The sequence below is a fragment of the Mesorhizobium sp. Root695 genome (assembly GCF_001428185.1).
Taxonomy (GTDB): Bacteria; Pseudomonadota; Alphaproteobacteria; order Rhizobiales; family Rhizobiaceae; genus Mesorhizobium.
The window spans coordinates 82595-97649 of record NZ_LMHO01000001.1; the positions used below are offsets into that span (position 1 = coordinate 82595).

At 63.3% G+C, this 15055-nt stretch carries 20 protein-coding genes; 9 read left to right on the forward strand and 11 right to left on the reverse strand.

Annotated features, from left to right (window positions below; genetic code table 11):
• Positions 1-50: 50 nt before the first annotated feature.
• Entirely contained in the window at positions 51-527 is a 477-nt protein-coding gene (locus ASD99_RS00380; RefSeq protein WP_056592822.1) for an Lrp/AsnC family transcriptional regulator, read from the reverse strand.
• A 140-nt stretch (positions 528-667) separates the two neighbouring features.
• Here ASD99_RS00380 and phhA point away from each other — a divergent pair, with 140 nt between their 5' ends.
• A complete protein-coding gene (gene phhA / locus ASD99_RS00385) occupies positions 668-1504 on the forward strand; it encodes a phenylalanine 4-monooxygenase (protein WP_057142401.1) in 837 nt (278 codons plus the stop codon).
• Between the two features lie 58 nt (positions 1505-1562).
• On the opposite strand, the gene ASD99_RS00390 is transcribed toward phhA, so the two are convergent.
• Positions 1563-1898 carry a MarR family winged helix-turn-helix transcriptional regulator gene (locus tag ASD99_RS00390; RefSeq protein ID WP_082583101.1) on the reverse strand — a complete coding sequence of 112 codons (336 nt, stop codon included), beginning with the start codon at positions 1896-1898 and terminating at the stop codon, positions 1563-1565.
• A 30-nt stretch (positions 1899-1928) separates the two neighbouring features.
• Between ASD99_RS00390 and ASD99_RS34025 the strand changes: the two genes are divergently transcribed.
• On the forward strand, positions 1929-2096 hold the full coding sequence (locus ASD99_RS34025) for a hypothetical protein (RefSeq protein WP_164482266.1): 168 nt from the start codon (positions 1929-1931) through the stop codon (positions 2094-2096).
• Positions 2097-2180: 84 nt separating this feature from the next.
• On the opposite strand, the gene ASD99_RS00395 is transcribed toward ASD99_RS34025, so the two are convergent.
• The 3 genes from ASD99_RS00395 to ASD99_RS00405 all read right to left on the reverse strand — a co-directional run bounded on the left by ASD99_RS00395 (position 2181) and on the right by ASD99_RS00405 (position 4766).
• Entirely contained in the window at positions 2181-3620 is a 1440-nt protein-coding gene (locus ASD99_RS00395; protein ID WP_057142402.1) for a GMC oxidoreductase, read from the reverse strand.
• Positions 3617-3811, reverse strand: a complete 195-nt coding sequence (locus tag ASD99_RS00400; protein WP_056592832.1) for a hypothetical protein — start codon at positions 3809-3811, stop codon at positions 3617-3619. The genes ASD99_RS00395 and ASD99_RS00400 overlap by 4 nt, the downstream gene beginning before the upstream one ends.
• A 193-nt stretch (positions 3812-4004) precedes the next feature.
• On the reverse strand, positions 4005-4766 hold the full coding sequence (locus tag ASD99_RS00405) for a GGDEF domain-containing protein (RefSeq protein ID WP_057142403.1): 762 nt from the start codon (positions 4764-4766) through the stop codon (positions 4005-4007).
• A gap of 161 nt (positions 4767-4927) precedes the next feature.
• Between ASD99_RS00405 and ASD99_RS00410 the strand changes: the two genes are divergently transcribed.
• Positions 4928-5632 carry a pyrimidine 5'-nucleotidase gene (locus ASD99_RS00410; protein ID WP_056592840.1) on the forward strand — a complete coding sequence of 235 codons (705 nt, stop codon included), beginning with the start codon at positions 4928-4930 and terminating at the stop codon, positions 5630-5632.
• A 90-nt stretch (positions 5633-5722) separates the two neighbouring features.
• Here the strand turns inward: ASD99_RS00410 and ASD99_RS00415 are convergent, their stop codons facing one another.
• Positions 5723-6568: an LOG family protein gene (locus ASD99_RS00415; protein WP_082525674.1), complete on the reverse strand. Its 846-nt coding sequence runs from the start codon at positions 6566-6568 to the stop codon at positions 5723-5725.
• A 212-nt stretch (positions 6569-6780) separates the two neighbouring features.
• Here ASD99_RS00415 and dapD point away from each other — a divergent pair, with 212 nt between their 5' ends.
• From dapD to ASD99_RS00435, 4 genes are all read left to right on the forward strand, one after another.
• Positions 6781-7635, forward strand: a complete 855-nt coding sequence (gene dapD, locus ASD99_RS00420) for a 2,3,4,5-tetrahydropyridine-2,6-dicarboxylate N-succinyltransferase (protein WP_056592846.1) — start codon at positions 6781-6783, stop codon at positions 7633-7635.
• Positions 7636-7708: 73 nt separating this feature from the next.
• On the forward strand, positions 7709-8071 hold the full coding sequence (locus tag ASD99_RS00425) for a DUF805 domain-containing protein (protein ID WP_057142404.1): 363 nt from the start codon (positions 7709-7711) through the stop codon (positions 8069-8071).
• Positions 8064-8441 carry a DUF805 domain-containing protein gene (locus ASD99_RS00430; RefSeq protein ID WP_056593418.1) on the forward strand — a complete coding sequence of 126 codons (378 nt, stop codon included), beginning with the start codon at positions 8064-8066 and terminating at the stop codon, positions 8439-8441. Before ASD99_RS00425 ends, ASD99_RS00430 begins: the two co-directional genes overlap by 8 nt.
• 13 nt (positions 8442-8454) lie before the next feature.
• The gene (locus ASD99_RS00435) at positions 8455-9231 is read left to right on the forward strand and encodes a hypothetical protein (RefSeq protein WP_057142405.1); all 777 of its coding nucleotides are present in this window, start codon (positions 8455-8457) and stop codon (positions 9229-9231) included.
• Here ASD99_RS00435 and ASD99_RS00440 read toward each other — a convergent pair.
• Positions 9131-10174, reverse strand: a complete 1044-nt coding sequence (locus tag ASD99_RS00440) for a 2-dehydropantoate 2-reductase (RefSeq protein ID WP_057142659.1) — start codon at positions 10172-10174, stop codon at positions 9131-9133. The genes ASD99_RS00435 and ASD99_RS00440 overlap by 101 nt on opposite strands.
• Positions 10175-10302: 128 nt before the next feature.
• Between ASD99_RS00440 and dapE the strand changes: the two genes are divergently transcribed.
• Together dapE and ASD99_RS00450 are read left to right on the forward strand one after the other, a co-directional pair.
• Positions 10303-11496, forward strand: a complete 1194-nt coding sequence (dapE, locus tag ASD99_RS00445) for a succinyl-diaminopimelate desuccinylase (protein WP_057142406.1) — start codon at positions 10303-10305, stop codon at positions 11494-11496.
• A 5-nt stretch (positions 11497-11501) separates the two neighbouring features.
• On the forward strand, positions 11502-12134 hold the full coding sequence (locus ASD99_RS00450) for a hypothetical protein (RefSeq protein WP_056592859.1): 633 nt from the start codon (positions 11502-11504) through the stop codon (positions 12132-12134).
• 48 nt (positions 12135-12182) lie between these two features.
• On the opposite strand, the gene truA is transcribed toward ASD99_RS00450, so the two are convergent.
• From truA to def, 4 genes are read right to left on the reverse strand one after another with little or no spacing between them, the layout of a single operon-like run.
• Positions 12183-12953, reverse strand: coding sequence for a tRNA pseudouridine(38-40) synthase TruA (truA, locus tag ASD99_RS00455; RefSeq protein ID WP_057142407.1), 771 nt, complete (start codon positions 12951-12953; stop codon positions 12183-12185).
• A gap of 23 nt (positions 12954-12976) precedes the next feature.
• A complete protein-coding gene (locus ASD99_RS00460; RefSeq protein WP_056592866.1) occupies positions 12977-13483 on the reverse strand; it encodes a GNAT family N-acetyltransferase in 507 nt (168 codons plus the stop codon).
• Entirely contained in the window at positions 13480-14433 is a 954-nt protein-coding gene (gene fmt, locus ASD99_RS00465) for a methionyl-tRNA formyltransferase (RefSeq protein ID WP_057142408.1), read from the reverse strand. The genes ASD99_RS00460 and fmt overlap by 4 nt, the downstream gene beginning before the upstream one ends.
• Before the next feature lie 5 nt (positions 14434-14438).
• The gene (gene def / locus ASD99_RS00470) at positions 14439-14969 is read right to left on the reverse strand and encodes a peptide deformylase (protein ID WP_056592872.1); all 531 of its coding nucleotides are present in this window, start codon (positions 14967-14969) and stop codon (positions 14439-14441) included.
• Positions 14970-15055 lie beyond the last annotated feature (86 nt).

Below are 15055 nucleotides of genomic sequence, written 5' to 3' on the forward strand. Positions count from 1 at the left end.
TCAGCAGTTTGCGTGCAGCTTTTCGCCAAGGAGTGCGAAGGCAGGCATCGTCACCGCCTGAGGTGAGCGAGCGGCACGTGGCCCGGTCCCTTGATGTTCTGCAGCACGAGCTGGGTGTGGACGTCGCGCACGCCGTCGAGCCGCATCAGCCGGTGCATGACGAAGTTGTTGAGTTCGTCGACCGACGGCACCATGACATGCAGCAGGAAATCATGGTCGCCGGTCATCGTCCAGCACGAGGACACCTCGTCCATGCGCTGCACTGCGGCGATGAAGCTTTCGGGCGAACCGTCGCTGTGGCTGACAAGGCGGACCTGAATGAACACCTCGACCATCAGCCCGACCGCGCGGCGGCTGATCACAGCGGCAAAACCCTTGATGATGCCGGCCTCCTGCAGCGCTTCGAAGCGCCGCGCGCACGGCGTCGTCGACAGGCCGATCTCTTGCGCCAGTTCGGACACCGGCTTACGCCCGTCGCGCTGCAGGACATCGAGCATCTTGATCTCGAAATCATCGAATTGAGGCATTTTCACTCCTTGGAGATACTTTCTGAGTGAATATTATCCCGATTCCTGCATCCGAGCCATCATCAAAGCCAATTTGCCTCGGCAAATCCGGTTAGCCTTCCGGCACCATTCGCCATTCATGATTTGCGAGGAGAAAAACCATGACGACGATGAGCGTTGCCGAATATGCCCGCGACTGCGCGGCGCAAGGGTTCCGCGGCGACTACTCGGTCTGCCGTTCCGATTTCACCGTGGCGCAGGGTGACGATTACAGCGCCGAGGAGCAGGCAGTGTGGCGCACGCTGTGCGACCGCCAGACCAAGCTGACGCGCAAGCTCGCCCACCACTCCTATCTCGACGGTGTCGAAAAACTTGGCCTGCTCGACCGCATCCCCGATTTCGAGGAGGTCAGCGCCAAGCTGCGCAAACTGACCGGCTGGGAGATCGTCGCCGTGCCGGGTCTCATTCCCGCTGCCCCGTTCTTCGACCATCTCGCCAACCGCCGCTTCCCGGTCACCAACTGGCTGCGGACCCGGCAGGAGCTCGACTACATCGTCGAGCCCGACATGTTCCACGATTTCTTTGGTCATGTGCCGGTGCTGTCGCAGCCGGTGTTCGCCGATTTCATGCAGATGTATGGCCGCAAAGCCGGCGACATCATTGCGCTGGGCGGCGACGAGATGATCACCCGGCTCTACTGGTACACGGCCGAATATGGCCTGATGCAGGAGGCCGGCCAGCCGCTGAAGGCCTTTGGCGCCGGCCTGATGTCGTCGTTTACCGAACTGCAGTTCGCGATCGACAGCAAGGACGCCCACCACGTGCCTTTCGACCTGGAAACGGTGATGCGGACCGGCTACGAGATCGACAAGTTCCAGCGCGCCTATTTCGTGCTGCCGTCGTTCGACGTCTTGCGCGATGCCTTCCAGACCGCCGACTTCGAAGCGATCGTCGCCCGCCGCAAGGGCCAGCCGGCGCTCGACCCGGCGACGGTCTAGCCTTCCGCAAAGCGTGTCGCGAACTCCCGCCTCGATGGGGCGGGAGCCATCGGCACTCCTATCGCCCGTTTGGAGTGTCGGACCCCTCGGCCTTCAGCCGCGCCAGCTGGTCGCGCTGCAGGCCGAGTGCGGCGTTGACGAAGCGCGATATGGTGGCGAGCTCCGCATCGCCGAAGCTGGCGATCACTGTTTCACCTTCTCGCGCGATGGCGCCGTAGTAGCGCGCCGACAGCTCCCGCGTGGCCTCGGTCGCCTCTATGACCACCTTGCGCCTGTCCTCGAGACTGCGCGTGCGCGTCAGCAGGCCGCGCGCCTCCAGCCGATCGATCAGCGCGGTCACCGCGGCCGGTGTCAGCCCGGTCGCGGCGGCGACCGGCCGATTGCGGGCCGCCATGGAGAGCCGGCCGCCGACAAGAAGTGAAAAATGAGTTTGATTCAACAGCGCGCGCCCCTCTCGCACGAAGAGGAGTTCAAATACGCCAAGCTGGCAATGGAATGGTATGGCTGGGGCTCCCCCATCGGCCTCGGCATTCAACTCGTGTGGCTGGCCGCAGCCGCCGTCTTCGTACGCATCGCGGTCTACGGCTTTTAGGCCATGCCGCGTATCTGCCGGCGCCGTCACAGGCGCCGGCATTGTCGGCATGCCCTCGAAATTCAGGACGTTGCCGTGTGACCGTCAGACGGTGATCACCTTGCTCAAATGATCGCCCAGCCGGCAGGACAGTGCGGTGATCGTCGTCGTCGGGTTGCATTGGCCCGATGTGCAGAACACCGAGGAGCCGCCGACATAGAGATTGTCCATGCCGTGCACCTTGCAGTTGGCGTCGACCACGCTCTTGCCGATGTCGGTACCCATGCGCGTGCCGCCCATATGGTGGTGGCCCGCCGTCTCGTCGTTGGTCGGATAGTCCTGACCATTGCTGATCCAGTCGGCAATGCGAACCCGGCCGAGATTCTTCTCGATCAGCGTCGTGCCGAACAGTCTGAGCCCTTCGAGCAGGGTGCGGCGTTCCCGCTCCGACTTCTTCCAGTGCAGCTCGATGCGCGGCACGCCGGTATGGTCGACATCGGTCTTCGACAGCTCGATCTGGTTGGAGGCCAGCGGCGCCTGTTCCCAGGCGACGTAGAGCTGGGCGGCGCAGCGCAGTCTCTGACTGAGCTTGGAGGACATCCATTCGGCTATGTCGGGCGCCGTGCAGGCGAGATCGGCGATGAGGCTCTTGACACCGGGATACGGCGTCTCGATCAGCCGGATGCCGAAATTCATGATCCGCAGTCGCTCCATCGCGGCAAGCGTCGGCGAGAAGAAGGCCTCGTTGACGGCGTCGACCTCGAACGCGTTGTAGTCGGCTAGGATGGCATTGCCGCCCTCGAAGGTCGGATGCTCCATCCAGTAGCGGCCAAGCGCGGTCGCATTCGGCACGACGCCGCCGTTCGAGCGCTGGTTCGACCACAGAAGCAGCCGCGAATTCTCCAGCCCGCCGGTGCAGACGATGAAATAGTCCGCGCTGATGGAGCCGGCATCCTGCCCGTTCGACCACAGTCTGGCGCCCGTCACGCGTTTGCCGTCGCCGGCGAGTTCAGTGACGCATGTGTTGAGCACGACCGCGATGTTTCTGGCTTTGTCGAGTTCGTCGCCGAATTTCTCGGCGAAGCGCACAGCCGGGCTCTTGATCAGCTGCACCCAGCGAATGTCGTCCGAGATCGGCATGTCCGGCCGGAAGGCCGGAAGGTCGAGAATATCGCGCACTTCCGGCAGATAGGGCTCGATGTCGGTGCGGCGGATCGGCCAGCCCGTATCGGGCACCCAGGCCTTCGGCTCGAAATCCTCTTTGTCGAGCACGCGGCACCAGCCGGCCCAGTGGTTGGAACTGCCGCCCATGAACCGCAGCCGGGTGATGTCGAGGTCGAAATAGAAATCGCCGACCGTGGTGCCACGGTAGAAATCCTGCGACTCGTCGCTGAACTCACGCGAGCCGGCCTCCAGCACCACGACCGGAATGCCGGCGGCGCCAAGCTTGCGGGCAATGGTGGTGCCGGCCGGGCCGGAGCCGAGGATGCAGACCTTTGGGGTGAAGCTCGCTGCGCGATACGCCTCGTAGCTGTCGAAGATCATGCCAGGTCACTCCGCTTCAGAATCCAGCCATTGACCTCGACGATCTCGTTCGGGTCGGCCCGGGATTGATCGGGATGGGAGGCATAGGAAGCATCGGCATCAGGCAGCTTGCGGAACAGCGACAAAGCAGGCAGTGCGATCAGCGCCTGCACGATCGCGCGGCGTGACATTTTTTTTATGAAGAAACTCATGAGGTCTCTCAGTTGAGGGCTTCGACAATGCGTGGCATTCCTGGAACGGCAGTTCCCGGAACGACACATGCATCGCCGCAGAAGCCAGTATCGTGCCAAGTCTGGCCGCAAAGCGGTGAATACCCGGCTAAACGGTGCAACCGAGTGCAAACAGCGTTAGAATTTCCTTAACGAGCTGGTTGTGGCGATCGGATCACGCCGCCGCGGAGATGTCCGTATCGAGGATCGTCAGGTTTCTGCCCTGATGCTTGGCCTGGTAGAGGCGCCGGTCGGCGGCGCGCATCAGGTCCGATACGCTGACATCGTCGCCACAGACCGTGCCGCCGATGCTGACCGTGAGCGGAATGGTCCGCTCGTCGACGGGCCGGAAGCGGATCAGCTCGACTTCGCGGCGAATGCGCTCGGCGACCCGCTTGGCCTCCTGCTCGGTGGCGCCGATCAGGAAGGCGCCGAACTCCTCGCCGCCGATGCGGCCCAGCACATCGCCGCCGCGCACGCCGCGCTGGATCGCGCTGGCGATCAAAAGCAGCGCGTCATCACCGGTCAGGTGGCCAAAATTATCGTTGATCTTCTTGAAATGGTCGGCGTCGATGATCAGCAGCGCGCCACGATCGGACTTGCGGCGCGAACCGTCGAGCGCGGCAAAGAAGCTTTCCCGGTTGAGCATGCCGGTCATGTCGTCGCGGCTCGCCTTTTCCGCCAGGCGGCGATGCGCGGCGGCGAGCTGGGCATGGGCCCGGGCAAGCTCGCGATGCGCATTTTTCAGCCTGTCGCTTTGCCAGAACGTGCTTGCGCTGGCGACCCATGCCAGCACCAGCGGACAGAGCGTGGAGGTCAGCCAGATCGTACGGTTGACCGGAAATCCCATCGCCGGAACGATGATCAGCGTCAGCAGGAGAGAAGCTGCGACGGAGGCGAAAGCAATGGCGGCGGATTTCAAGATTATGCTGTTCATCGCTTGCTCCCACAGGATTTGTCTCTGTGCCAGCAAGCCCTGAAGGCCACCTTTCCCGGATGCGTAAAATTTGAATCGTGAGGCGATTTGTGCAACCTCAACGAGCAGAAGTTGTGGATAAAGTCCCTTTCAGGACGCTTGTTTCATGCCATAAGGAGCGCATGACCACGCTCCCCGATCCCGCGCGCTTCGCCCATGTCACAGACTGGGTGTTCGATCTCGACAACACGCTCTATCCGCACCATACGAATCTGTTCTCGCAGATCGACGTCAAGATGACCGCCTATGTCGGCGAACTGCTGGCGCTGCCGCGCGACGAAGCGCGCAAGCTGCAGAAGGAACTCTACCGCGAATATGGCACGACGCTCAACGGGCTGATGACGCGCCACGGCATCGACCCCGACGATTTCCTCGAGAAGGTGCATGACATCGATTATTCATGGCTGGTGCCCGATCCCGTTCTCGGCTCCGCCATCCGCCAGCTTCCGGGCCGCAAGTTCATCTTCACCAACGGCGACCGCAGGCACGCCGAACGCACTGCGCGGCAGCTCGGCATTCTCGACCATTTCGACGACATCTTCGATATCGTCGCGGCCGGGCTCAATCCCAAACCGGCGCGCCAGACCTACGAGAAGTTCGCCGAGCTCCACGCCGTCACCGGCCACAATGCGGTGATGTTCGAAGACCTTGCCCGCAATCTTTCGGTGCCGAAGTCGCTCGGCATGACCACGGTGCTTGTCGTGCCACGCAATTTCGAGCCGACCTTTTCCGAGATATGGGAGCGCGACCCGGCCAACGAGGATGACGTCGATTTCGTCACCGACGATCTGGCCGGCTTTCTGACGGCGATAGTCGCAAGGCAGTAGGGAATGGGCAGTAGGCAGTAGGCAGTAGGCAGTAGGAGAATAAGGCGCCTGCGGTCTCCGCCTTCCAGATCGTTCCTTACTGCCTATTCCCTACTCCCCCAACTTGTAAAACCGGCTGATGATCCCCCAGGCCTCGTCGGCGGTGTCGACGAAGTCGATGATGTTCTGGTCGCCGGGGCTGATCGTGCCTTGTTCGGCAAGGAAGTCGAGATCGATCGCCCGTTTCCAGAAGGATTTGCCGAACAGGATCACCGGCACGCGCTCCATGCGTCCGGTCTGGATCAGGGTCAGCGTCTCGAAGAACTCGTCCATCGTGCCGAAGCCGCCTGGAAACACCGCCACGGCCTTGGCGCGCATGACGAAATGCATCTTGCGGATGGCGAAATAATGGAAGTTGAAGCACAGCTCCGGCGTCACATAGATGTTCGGCGCCTGCTCATGCGGCAGGACGATGTTGAGGCCGATCGACGGCGCGCCGACATCGTCGGCGCCGCGGTTTCCCGCTTCCATCACACCGGGTCCACCGCCGGTCACCACGACATATTCGCGGTAGTATGAAGCCGCCGACTGCCGCGAGCAGAGGCGGGCGAATTTGCGCGCCTCCTCATAGTATTTGCTGTTTTCCTCGAGGTTCTTCTTCTGCGTCTCGTTCTTGGCCGCCCAGGCCTCGCCGCCGGGTTCCGGCAGGCGTGCGCCGCCGAACAGGATCACCGTCGAACGGATGCCGCGTTCGGCCAGGATCATCTCGGGCTTCAAGAGTTCGAGCTGCAACCTGACCGCGCGCAATTCGCGCCGCGTCATGAAGTCGGGATCGTTCCAGGCGAGCCGGTATGTTTCGGCACGCGTCTGCGGCGTGTCCGGCACGCTCTTCGACCGCTCCAGATCCTCGTCCGAATGCGGCAGCGGGGTCCACCCCGCCTTTTCCATAGGAGTCATAATTGCCTTACCCGTCCAAATTCTTCACTTGCGCCGTCCCATGGCGCAGCCGCGATTGACCCCCATTGAGCCTTAACATAAGCAGGTTCCGCAAAAGTGTCCGGCGGTTTTGCGACAAGAACCTGCTACATGCAAAGCCCGCCAGGGGTCCGCGCGACTTTCAAAACAGGTTAAGGCGCAGCCCCTTAACAGCTTGGTAATGGAGCGAATTCATGTCGAAGCCCGATCTGGCGAGCCTCGAAAAGACCATTGAGAAGGCCTTCGAGGAACGCGACGCGATTTCGACGGCAACGCGTGGCGAAACGCGTGACGCCATCCAGTCGGCGCTCGACCTGCTCGATCGCGGCGCCGCCCGTGTCGCCGAGCGGCAGGCCGACGGCAAGTGGCATGTCAACCAGTGGCTCAAGAAGGCCGTGCTGCTATCCTTCCGTCTCAATCCGATGGAGATCATCAAGGGCGGCCCCGGCCAGGCCGTGTGGTGGGACAAGGTGCCGTCGAAGTTCGACGGCTGGAGCGCCGTCGACTTCGAGAAGGCGGGCTTCCGCGCCGTGCCGTCGTCGATCGTGCGCCGGTCGGCCTATGTCGCGCCGGGCGCCGTGCTGATGCCGTCCTTCGTCAATGTCGGCGCCTATGTCGATAGTGGCACCATGGTCGACACCTGGGCCTCGGTCGGCTCCTGCGCCCAGATCGGCAAGAACGTCCATCTGTCCGGCGGCGTCGGCATCGGCGGTGTGCTGGAGCCGATGCAGGCCGGTCCCACCATCATTGAGGACAATTGCTTCATCGGCGCGCGCTCGGAGGTCGTCGAGGGCTGCATCGTGCGCGAAGGCTCGGTGCTTGGCATGGGCGTCTTCATCGGCCAGTCGACCAAGATCGTCGACCGCGCCACCGGCGAAATCTTTTATGGCGAAGTGCCGCCGAACTCCGTCGTCGTCGCCGGTTCGCTGCCGGGCAAGCCTTTTCCGAACAACGAGCCTGGCCCGAGCCTCTACTGCGCCGTCATCGTCAAGCGCGTCGACGCCAGGACCCGGTCCAAGACCTCGATCAACGAATTGCTGCGCGATTGATCTTTCCGCAAAGCGAGCGCACCTTCCGCCGGCGCGACAATCGGTCGCGCTGGTTCAATATGGAGGGGGTGACATGGACTGGAAATATCTACTCACAAGCTTTGATGGTCGCATCAACCGTGGCAAGTTCTGGGCCGCGATCGGAGTTTTCGTCGTCATTGGCATCGTTGGCTTTATTCTCGATGCGATCCTCGGCACACGCATCACCACTGCCAGCGGCGCCCAGATCGGCATCATCGGCATTCTCGTCGCTCTCGCCTCGATCTATTTCGCACTCGCAGTCTATGCCAAGCGCTGGCATGATCGCGGCAAGTCGGGCTGGTGGAGCCTGATCATGCTGGTGCCTTTCATCGGCCCGATCTGGTTTCTGGTGGAATGCGGCATTCTCGAAGGCGCCAGGGGCGCCAATCAATATGGACCGGACCCGCTTGCCTGACAGATCAGATCTCACCTGGCTTTTCTTCAAAACCTCGGGCCGCGTCAGTCGCGCGGCCTATTTTCTTGGCGGGTTGCTCGTCGCCATTATCCAGGCTTTTCCGCTCTACCGCTTCACGCTGGTACCGGAAGGCTCGGCCGAGAGCAACATGTGGTCGTTCATCTTCTTTGTCGCCTTCATCGCCTCGCTGTGGTCGAATATCGCACTGGCGGTGAAGCGGCTGCACGACTTGGACAAACCGGGCATTGCCGCGCTGATCCTGTTCGTGCCGGTGGTCTCGATCGTCGCCTTCCTTGTGTTGTGCCTGTTTCCAGGGCAGCCTGGACCCAACCGCTATGGCCGGCGTACCAATGAGCCGGCACAATCCTGAGGGCTGATCGGACATGCGCTACCGCACGCTTGATCCGAAACTGATCGTCGAAACCGCCGAGCGGCTGGAAGAGCGGATCGCCGATCGTTTCCCCGAAGCGGGATTGCGTGGAGTCGCCGCCGAACTGGTCTCGCTGTCGCGCGATCTGGCCAAGGCGGCCAAGACGCTCGAAGCACCGATCTGGTGGCTGCGGGGGCTCATTGTCGCCGCCTTCGTCGCTGGTGTGTTGGTGTTCCTGTTCGTCGGTACCATCTTGCCGATCGACCGCATTTCGGGAACCCACGATGCCCTGCAGTCGGTGCAAGGCATAGAAGCTTCGATCAACACCGTCATACTCGCTGTGTTGGGCTTACTTGCTCTGATCCGCACCGAGGAGCGCATCAAGCGCAAAAGGGTGTTTCGCCAGTTGCACGGCCTGCGCTCGCTGATCCATGTCATCGACATGCACCAGCTGACCAAGGATCCGGCGGCCCTTTCGGCGAGCTTCAAACCGACGGCGCACTCGCCGGCCCGCATCACCAATGCCGCCGACCTAGCGCGCTACCTCGACTATTGCTCCGAAATGCTGTCGATCACCGGCAAGATCGCGGCGCTGTTCGCGCAGTCGGTCAATGACGACGTGGTCATCGACGGCGTCAACGACATCGAAAACCTGGCGTCCAACCTGTCGCGGAAAATCTGGCAGAAGATCACGTTGATCGACGGCCGGCCGGCGGCGCGGCAATCTGCTCCGGCGCCAGGCCCGGCGAGCCAAGCCGCTCCGCCTCCGCCGCGCGCACCAAGGCGGTGATCCGCTGGACCATCGGCGCCGGCGTGCCGGCCTTTTCCGCCAGCCGCAGGATGGCGCCTTGCAAGTCATCGATCTCCGTCGGCCGGCCGCGCTGCAAATCGTCCCACATCGATGAGCGTGCCTGCGGGTCGATCGCCAGCATGCGCCGCGCCAGCAGTTTGAACAGCCAGTCCGGCAGCCTGAGCACTCTCGGCAGCAGCGCCGGGCGAAGGCCGGCGATCCGCGCCGGCACGATGCCGGAAGCCTTCATCGCCTGGAGCGCCTCGTCGATCTGACCGGCCAGGATCAGCCGCCAGCCACGGTTGGCCAATTCGGTCGCCAGCGGCAGGTCCGACAGCGCCACCAGCGCGTTGTTCAAATTCATCAGCAGCTTGCCCCACAGCACGGCCATCATCTCGCCATGGGCTTCGACCGCAAACCCTTCGACGCCGAGCAGGTTGACCAGGCCGGCGTCGCCATCCTCGACCATCACCGTGCCGTCGCTGGCGCGGTGCACGCGCAGCGGCAGTTCGCCATCCGGCGACTGCACTACGTTGAACGGCACCATGCCGGCCAGCACCGTGCGCCCAGCAAGTCCGGCGCGCAGCCTGTCGGCATTGTCGACGCCGTTCTGCAGGCTGACCACCACAGCATCGGGGCGGGCATGGGCCTTGATGAGGGCTGCCATGTCCTGCGTCGCGCCGCTCTTGACCGTGACCAGGATCACATCCGCCTGCGGCAGGGCGGCGGCCGGATCGGTGGTGACGACAAGCGACTCCGGCTTGATCGGGCGATCGCGGCCTTCGAGGTCTCCGACCCGCAACCCACCCTGCCGCAACGCCGCCTCGATACGCGGCCGGGCCAGGAGAATCACCTCGCGCCCGGCGAGCGCCAAGCAGCCGCCGGCATAGCAGCCGATGCTGCCGGCGCCGGCAATGACGATCCTTCTGTCCTCGTTTGCCATCCTGTCGCCCGCATCCGGCCCGCAACTATACGACATGAAAACCATAATGTCGGCGGTATCGCCAGCCATGGGGCTGGTCCCTATGTCTGGCCGTGACAGGCCCTGCGCTTTCGACTATCGCTTTTTCCATGACGCTGCCGACCGATCCCGCCGAAAACCTTGCCGCCCTTATCCGTTGTGCTTCGGTGACGCCCACCGAGGGCGGTGCGCTGAGCGTACTGGAGACGATGCTGAAACCGCTCGGCTTCCTGGTCGATCGGCCGGTGTTTTCCGAAGACGGCACGCCCGACATCGAAAACCTCTATGCAAGGCGTTCCGGCAACGGCCCGCATCTGATGTTCGCCGGTCACACCGACGTGGTGCCGGTCGGCGACGAAGCCGCCTGGACGCATCCGCCCTTCGCCGCCGAGATCGCCAATGGCGAGATGTTTGGCCGTGGCGCGGTCGACATGAAGGGCGGCATCGCCTGTTTCATCGCCGCCGTGGCGCGCCATGTCGAGCAGAATGGTGGTCCGAAAGGGTCGGTCTCGCTGCTGATCACCGGCGACGAGGAAGGTCCGGCCGTCAACGGCACGGTCAAGCTGCTCGAATGGGCGGCTTCCAGGGGCGAGAAATGGGATGCCTCTATCGTCGGCGAGCCGACCAACCCGGACGCGCTCGGCGATATGATCAAGATCGGCCGCCGCGGCTCGATGTCCGGCGTCGTCACCGTCAATGGCCGTCAGGGCCACGTCGCCTACCCGCAGCTTGCCGACAATCCGGTGCGCGGGCTGATGAGCCTGGTCGACGCCTTGCTGCATCCCGTCTTCGACAAGGGAACCAGGGATTTCCAGCCGACCAACCTGGAGATCACCTCCATCGATGTCGGCAACCCGGCCACCAATGTCATTCCGGCCAAGGCGACCGCGACCTTCAACATCCGCTTCAACGACACCTGGACTGATGAGACCCTGCAGGCCGAGATCCACAACCGGCTCGACCAGGCGGCCAGGCGCAAGAAGTACCGGCAGGGCAAGAAGACGCCGGTCGACTATGAACTCATCTGGCGCGACCGGCCAAGCCATGTCTTCCTGACTCGCGACGACAGACTGATCGAAACGCTCCGCGGCTCGATCAAGTCGGCGGTCGGCAAGGAGCCGACCCTGTCGACCTCCGGAGGCACCTCCGACGCGCGTTTCATCAAGGACTATTGCCCGGTGGTCGAGTTCGGGCTGGTCGGCAAGACGATGCACATGGTCGACGAGCGCGTCGCCATTGCCGATCTCGAAACGCTGACGCAAATCTACCAGCGCTTCATCGAAGACTGGTTCGGACAGGGCTGAGCAGCATGCTTTCGGCGGACGAAACCCAAGCTTCGCTGACGGGCGCCTGGCGATTGATGCTCGGCAAGGCCGATGGATTGCGCCTGCTCGACCTGTCGGCCGACGGCTTCTGGAATTCCTTTTTCGCCATTGTCGTTGCAGCACCGGCGCTGATCGTCGGATGGGTCGGCATCGCCAACGAGATCGGCGATCCCGATGCCTTCGTGGGTCGCTTCAGCATGCTGGTGCGCCTGGCGACGGTCGATATCGGCTCCTGGGTGCTGCCGCTGATTGCGCTCGCTTTGATCGCGCCGCGCGCCGGCATCGGCGGCCGCTTCGTCCACTACGTCGTCGCCAGCAACTGGGCTTCGGCCATCACTGCCTGGCTGATGCTGCCTTCGGCGCTGATCCGGCTTTTCCTGTCGTCCGCGAGCCAGGTTTCAAGCCTTGTGTCGCTGTTGTTGTTTGCCCTGTCGATGGTGCTGACCTGGCGCATGACCAACGCCACCATCGGCAAGGGCGCAGCCGTCGGCACCGCCGTTTTCGTCGGCATGTTCATCGCGTCGCTGTTGGTGCTGTTCGGCCTGCAGACGCTGCTCGGCATTACCGTGCCGGATGATGTCGGGGCTCAGAGCCTTTCCGGGTTCGTCTCCGGGTAGAGCCTTCCGGCCTCTATCCTGGATAGAGCCTTCGGGCCTCTATCCAGGTTAGTCGACCTCAGGATAATCGACGCTCGAATAGTCGACGCCAACGAGAAACAGCCCGTCTGGCGGCGCCACCTGGCCGCAGGCGGCGCGGTCGTGCGCCTCGAGCGCCGCTTTCAGGTCGGCTTCGGTCCAGCCGCCGTCGCCGACGCGCTTGAGCGAGCCGACCATCGAACGCACCTGATTGTGCAGGAAGGAGCGCGCAGAGGCCCTTACCTCGATCAGGTCACCTTGCCTCATCACATCGAGCCGCTCCAGCGTCCTGATCGGGCTGTTGGCCTGGCACTGGGTCGAGCGGAAGGTGGTGAAGTCATGTCGTCCGAGCAGGACCTTCGCCGCTTCATGCATGGCGCCGGTGTCGAGCCGCTTCGGCACCCACCACACCTTTCCCTTGTCGAGCGCGGCCGGCGCGCGGCGGTTGAGGATGCGGTAGAGATAGTGGCGGCCGGTGGCCGAGAAGCGAGCGTCGAAACCGTCCGAGACGACCGTCGCTTTCAGGATGGCGATGCGTGCGCCGGCCGCCTGCAGATGGGCATTGATGGCATCGCGCACCTTGTCGCCTGGCCACGCCTTGGCGAGGTCGACATGCGCCACCTGGGCGGTTGCATGCACGCCGGCATCGGTGCGGCCGGCGGCTCGCAACCTGACCTCTTCGCCGCAGAATTTTTTGATCGCTTGCTCGATCGCCTGCTGCACCGAAGGCTGATCCGCCTGGTGCTGCCAGCCGGCAAACAGGCTGCCGTCATATTCGATGTCGAGGCGAAAACGCGGCATGCCGGGCGGCTATACGCTCTCGCCTAGGCGGCGAGAGCGGTGAAGGCGGAGGCGTAGACCAGCCTGCCTGCCTCAGGTGCGTCGCCCCAGGCCAGCGCCTGTAGCGCCTCGCCCTGGTACTCGCTTTCGAAGTTCTCGGCACGCGCGTGGCTATAGCCGAAACGCCCGTAATAGGTGGGGTCGCCCAGCACCACGGCCAGCGTTTCGCCACCATCCCTGAGGCGGATATGCGCCTCGCGGATCAGCGCCCCGCCAATGCCGCTGCCATGGAACGAAGGCTCCACCGCCAGCGGCGCGAGCGCCACGGCCGCAAAATTCTTGCCGCCATTCTGGACGAACAGCCGCGAAAACAGGATGTGGCCGACCACCTGGCCGTCTTCTTCCGCCACCAGTTCGGCAACGGCGTCGCCACCGGTCACCAGCGCGTCGACCAGCCCGGCCTCCGCCTGCTGGCCGAAAGCGTGTTCCTCGACGAGGCGAATGGCCTCGCGATCCCGCGGCGTCGCCGCGCGTATCGACATCATGCTCATGAGAATTTCATTCCTTTTTCGATCTTGGCCCCGCGCAGGAATTCCGACGCGGCAGCGGGCCTTCCGCCCGCCCGTTGAACTTCGACCAGTCTGATCGCGCCTACTCCACAAGCGACCGTCAGCCGGTCATCGAGAATTCCTCCCGACTCGCCCAAATCTTCCGAAGGCGACAGGCCTTGCGATAGCGTCGAGCGAAGCAGTTTCAGCCGCTCCGGGCGGCCGCCAATTCCTATCTCGGACCAAGCGCCGGGAAAGGGCGACAGGCCACGAATGGTATTGTGAACCTCGCTCGCCGAGCGAGTCCAGTCCACGCGCGTCTCGGATTTATCGATTTTTTTGGCGTAGGTCACCCCTTCCACCGCCTGGTCGGCAAATGTCAGGGTGTTCCTTTCCAGTCCCGCCAGCGCTTCCACCATCAGGGTCGCACCGACACTCATCAACCGATCATGCAGATCGCCGGCTGTCATATCGGGTTCGATGGCGCATTTTTCAACCAGTCCGACCGGACCGGTGTCCAGACCCTCTTCCATGCGCATCACCATCATGCCGCTTTCCAGGTCACCGGCCATGATGGCGCGCTGGATGGGCGCGGCACCACGCCAGCGCGGCAGAAGCGATGCATGGCCGTTGATGCAGCCAAGCCGGGTTGCCTCCAGAACCGCCTTCGGCAGCAGCAGGCCATAGGCGACGACCACGGCGACATCAGCCTGCAGGCCACGGAACGCGGCCTGCTCCGCCTTGCCTTTGAGCGATACCGGGGTCCGCGTTTCGATGCCCAACCGCTCCGCCTCGAGCTGCACCGGTGACGGTGTCAGCTCCAGCCCGCGCCGTCCGGCGGCGCGCGGCGGCTGCGTATAGACGGCGGCGATGTCGTGTCCGGCCTCGGCAATCGCGCGCAACGTCGGCACCGAAAACTTCGGCGTGCCCATGAAGATGACGCGAAGGGGCATGTCCCCTATCCCGCCAGCTTGCCCGGCGCCTTGTCCCTGGCGAGCTTCTTGAATTTCTTCACCACCATGTCGCGCTTCAGTTTCGAGATGTGGTCGATGAACAAGACACCATTGAGGTGGTCGATCTCATGCTGCAGGCAGGTCGCCATCAGGCCCTCGGCCTCCAGTTCCAGCAACTTGCCGTCGCGGTCGAGATACTTGACCCGCACGGAGGCCGGGCGTTCGACCTCGGCGTAATAGTCCGGGATCGACAGGCAGCCTTCCTCATAGACGGAGCGCGCATCGGCGCTCTCCAGGATTTCCGGGTTGATGAAGACCTGCGGCGCCGGCGTCTCGTCTTCCTTGGCCAGATCGATCACCAGCATGCGCAGCGGCTCGCCGACCTGGATTGCCGCCAGCCCGATGCCTGGTGCGTCATACATCGTCGCCAGCATGTCGTCGGCTAATTTGCGCAGGGGCGCGTCGACACGCTCCACCGGATTGGAAACCTGGCGCAGGATGGGGTCGGGAAGGATGATGAGCGGCTTGATCGGCATGGCGTTCCACCTAAGACCTCCAGCGAAAAGCGTCAACCGTTGGGCTTGAGGCTCGTTCACGTTTTGATCTGTGCTATCAGGGCGAA

Coding starts and splice junctions, on each gene's coding strand:
- ASD99_RS00405 (WP_057142403.1), bottom strand. CDS start 4,766: ATGAACAGCATAATCTTGAAATCCGCCGCCATTGCTTTCGCCTCCGTC.
- ASD99_RS00460 (WP_056592866.1), bottom strand. CDS start 13,483: ATGAGCATGATGTCGATACGCGCGGCGACGCCGCGGGATCGCGAGGCC.
- ASD99_RS00410 (WP_056592840.1), top strand. CDS start 4,928: ATGACCACGCTCCCCGATCCCGCGCGCTTCGCCCATGTCACAGACTGG.
- ASD99_RS00425 (WP_057142404.1), top strand. CDS start 7,709: ATGGACTGGAAATATCTACTCACAAGCTTTGATGGTCGCATCAACCGT.
- ASD99_RS00450 (WP_056592859.1), top strand. CDS start 11,502: ATGCTTTCGGCGGACGAAACCCAAGCTTCGCTGACGGGCGCCTGGCGA.
- def (WP_056592872.1), bottom strand. CDS start 14,969: ATGCCGATCAAGCCGCTCATCATCCTTCCCGACCCCATCCTGCGCCAG.
- dapE (WP_057142406.1), top strand. CDS start 10,303: ATGACGCTGCCGACCGATCCCGCCGAAAACCTTGCCGCCCTTATCCGT.
- phhA (WP_057142401.1), top strand. CDS start 668: ATGACGACGATGAGCGTTGCCGAATATGCCCGCGACTGCGCGGCGCAA.
- ASD99_RS00380 (WP_056592822.1), bottom strand. CDS start 527: ATGCCTCAATTCGATGATTTCGAGATCAAGATGCTCGATGTCCTGCAG.
- dapD (WP_056592846.1), top strand. CDS start 6,781: ATGTCGAAGCCCGATCTGGCGAGCCTCGAAAAGACCATTGAGAAGGCC.
- ASD99_RS34025 (WP_164482266.1), top strand. CDS start 1,929: ATGAGTTTGATTCAACAGCGCGCGCCCCTCTCGCACGAAGAGGAGTTC.
- truA (WP_057142407.1), bottom strand. CDS start 12,953: ATGCCGCGTTTTCGCCTCGACATCGAATATGACGGCAGCCTGTTTGCC.
- ASD99_RS00395 (WP_057142402.1), bottom strand. CDS start 3,620: ATGATCTTCGACAGCTACGAGGCGTATCGCGCAGCGAGCTTCACCCCA.
- ASD99_RS00400 (WP_056592832.1), bottom strand. CDS start 3,811: ATGAGTTTCTTCATAAAAAAAATGTCACGCCGCGCGATCGTGCAGGCG.
- ASD99_RS00390 (WP_082583101.1), bottom strand. CDS start 1,898: ATGGCGGCCCGCAATCGGCCGGTCGCCGCCGCGACCGGGCTGACACCG.
- ASD99_RS00415 (WP_082525674.1), bottom strand. CDS start 6,568: ATGACTCCTATGGAAAAGGCGGGGTGGACCCCGCTGCCGCATTCGGAC.
- ASD99_RS00440 (WP_057142659.1), bottom strand. CDS start 10,174: ATGGCAAACGAGGACAGAAGGATCGTCATTGCCGGCGCCGGCAGCATC.
- ASD99_RS00435 (WP_057142405.1), top strand. CDS start 8,455: ATGCGCTACCGCACGCTTGATCCGAAACTGATCGTCGAAACCGCCGAG.
- fmt (WP_057142408.1), bottom strand. CDS start 14,433: ATGCCCCTTCGCGTCATCTTCATGGGCACGCCGAAGTTTTCGGTGCCG.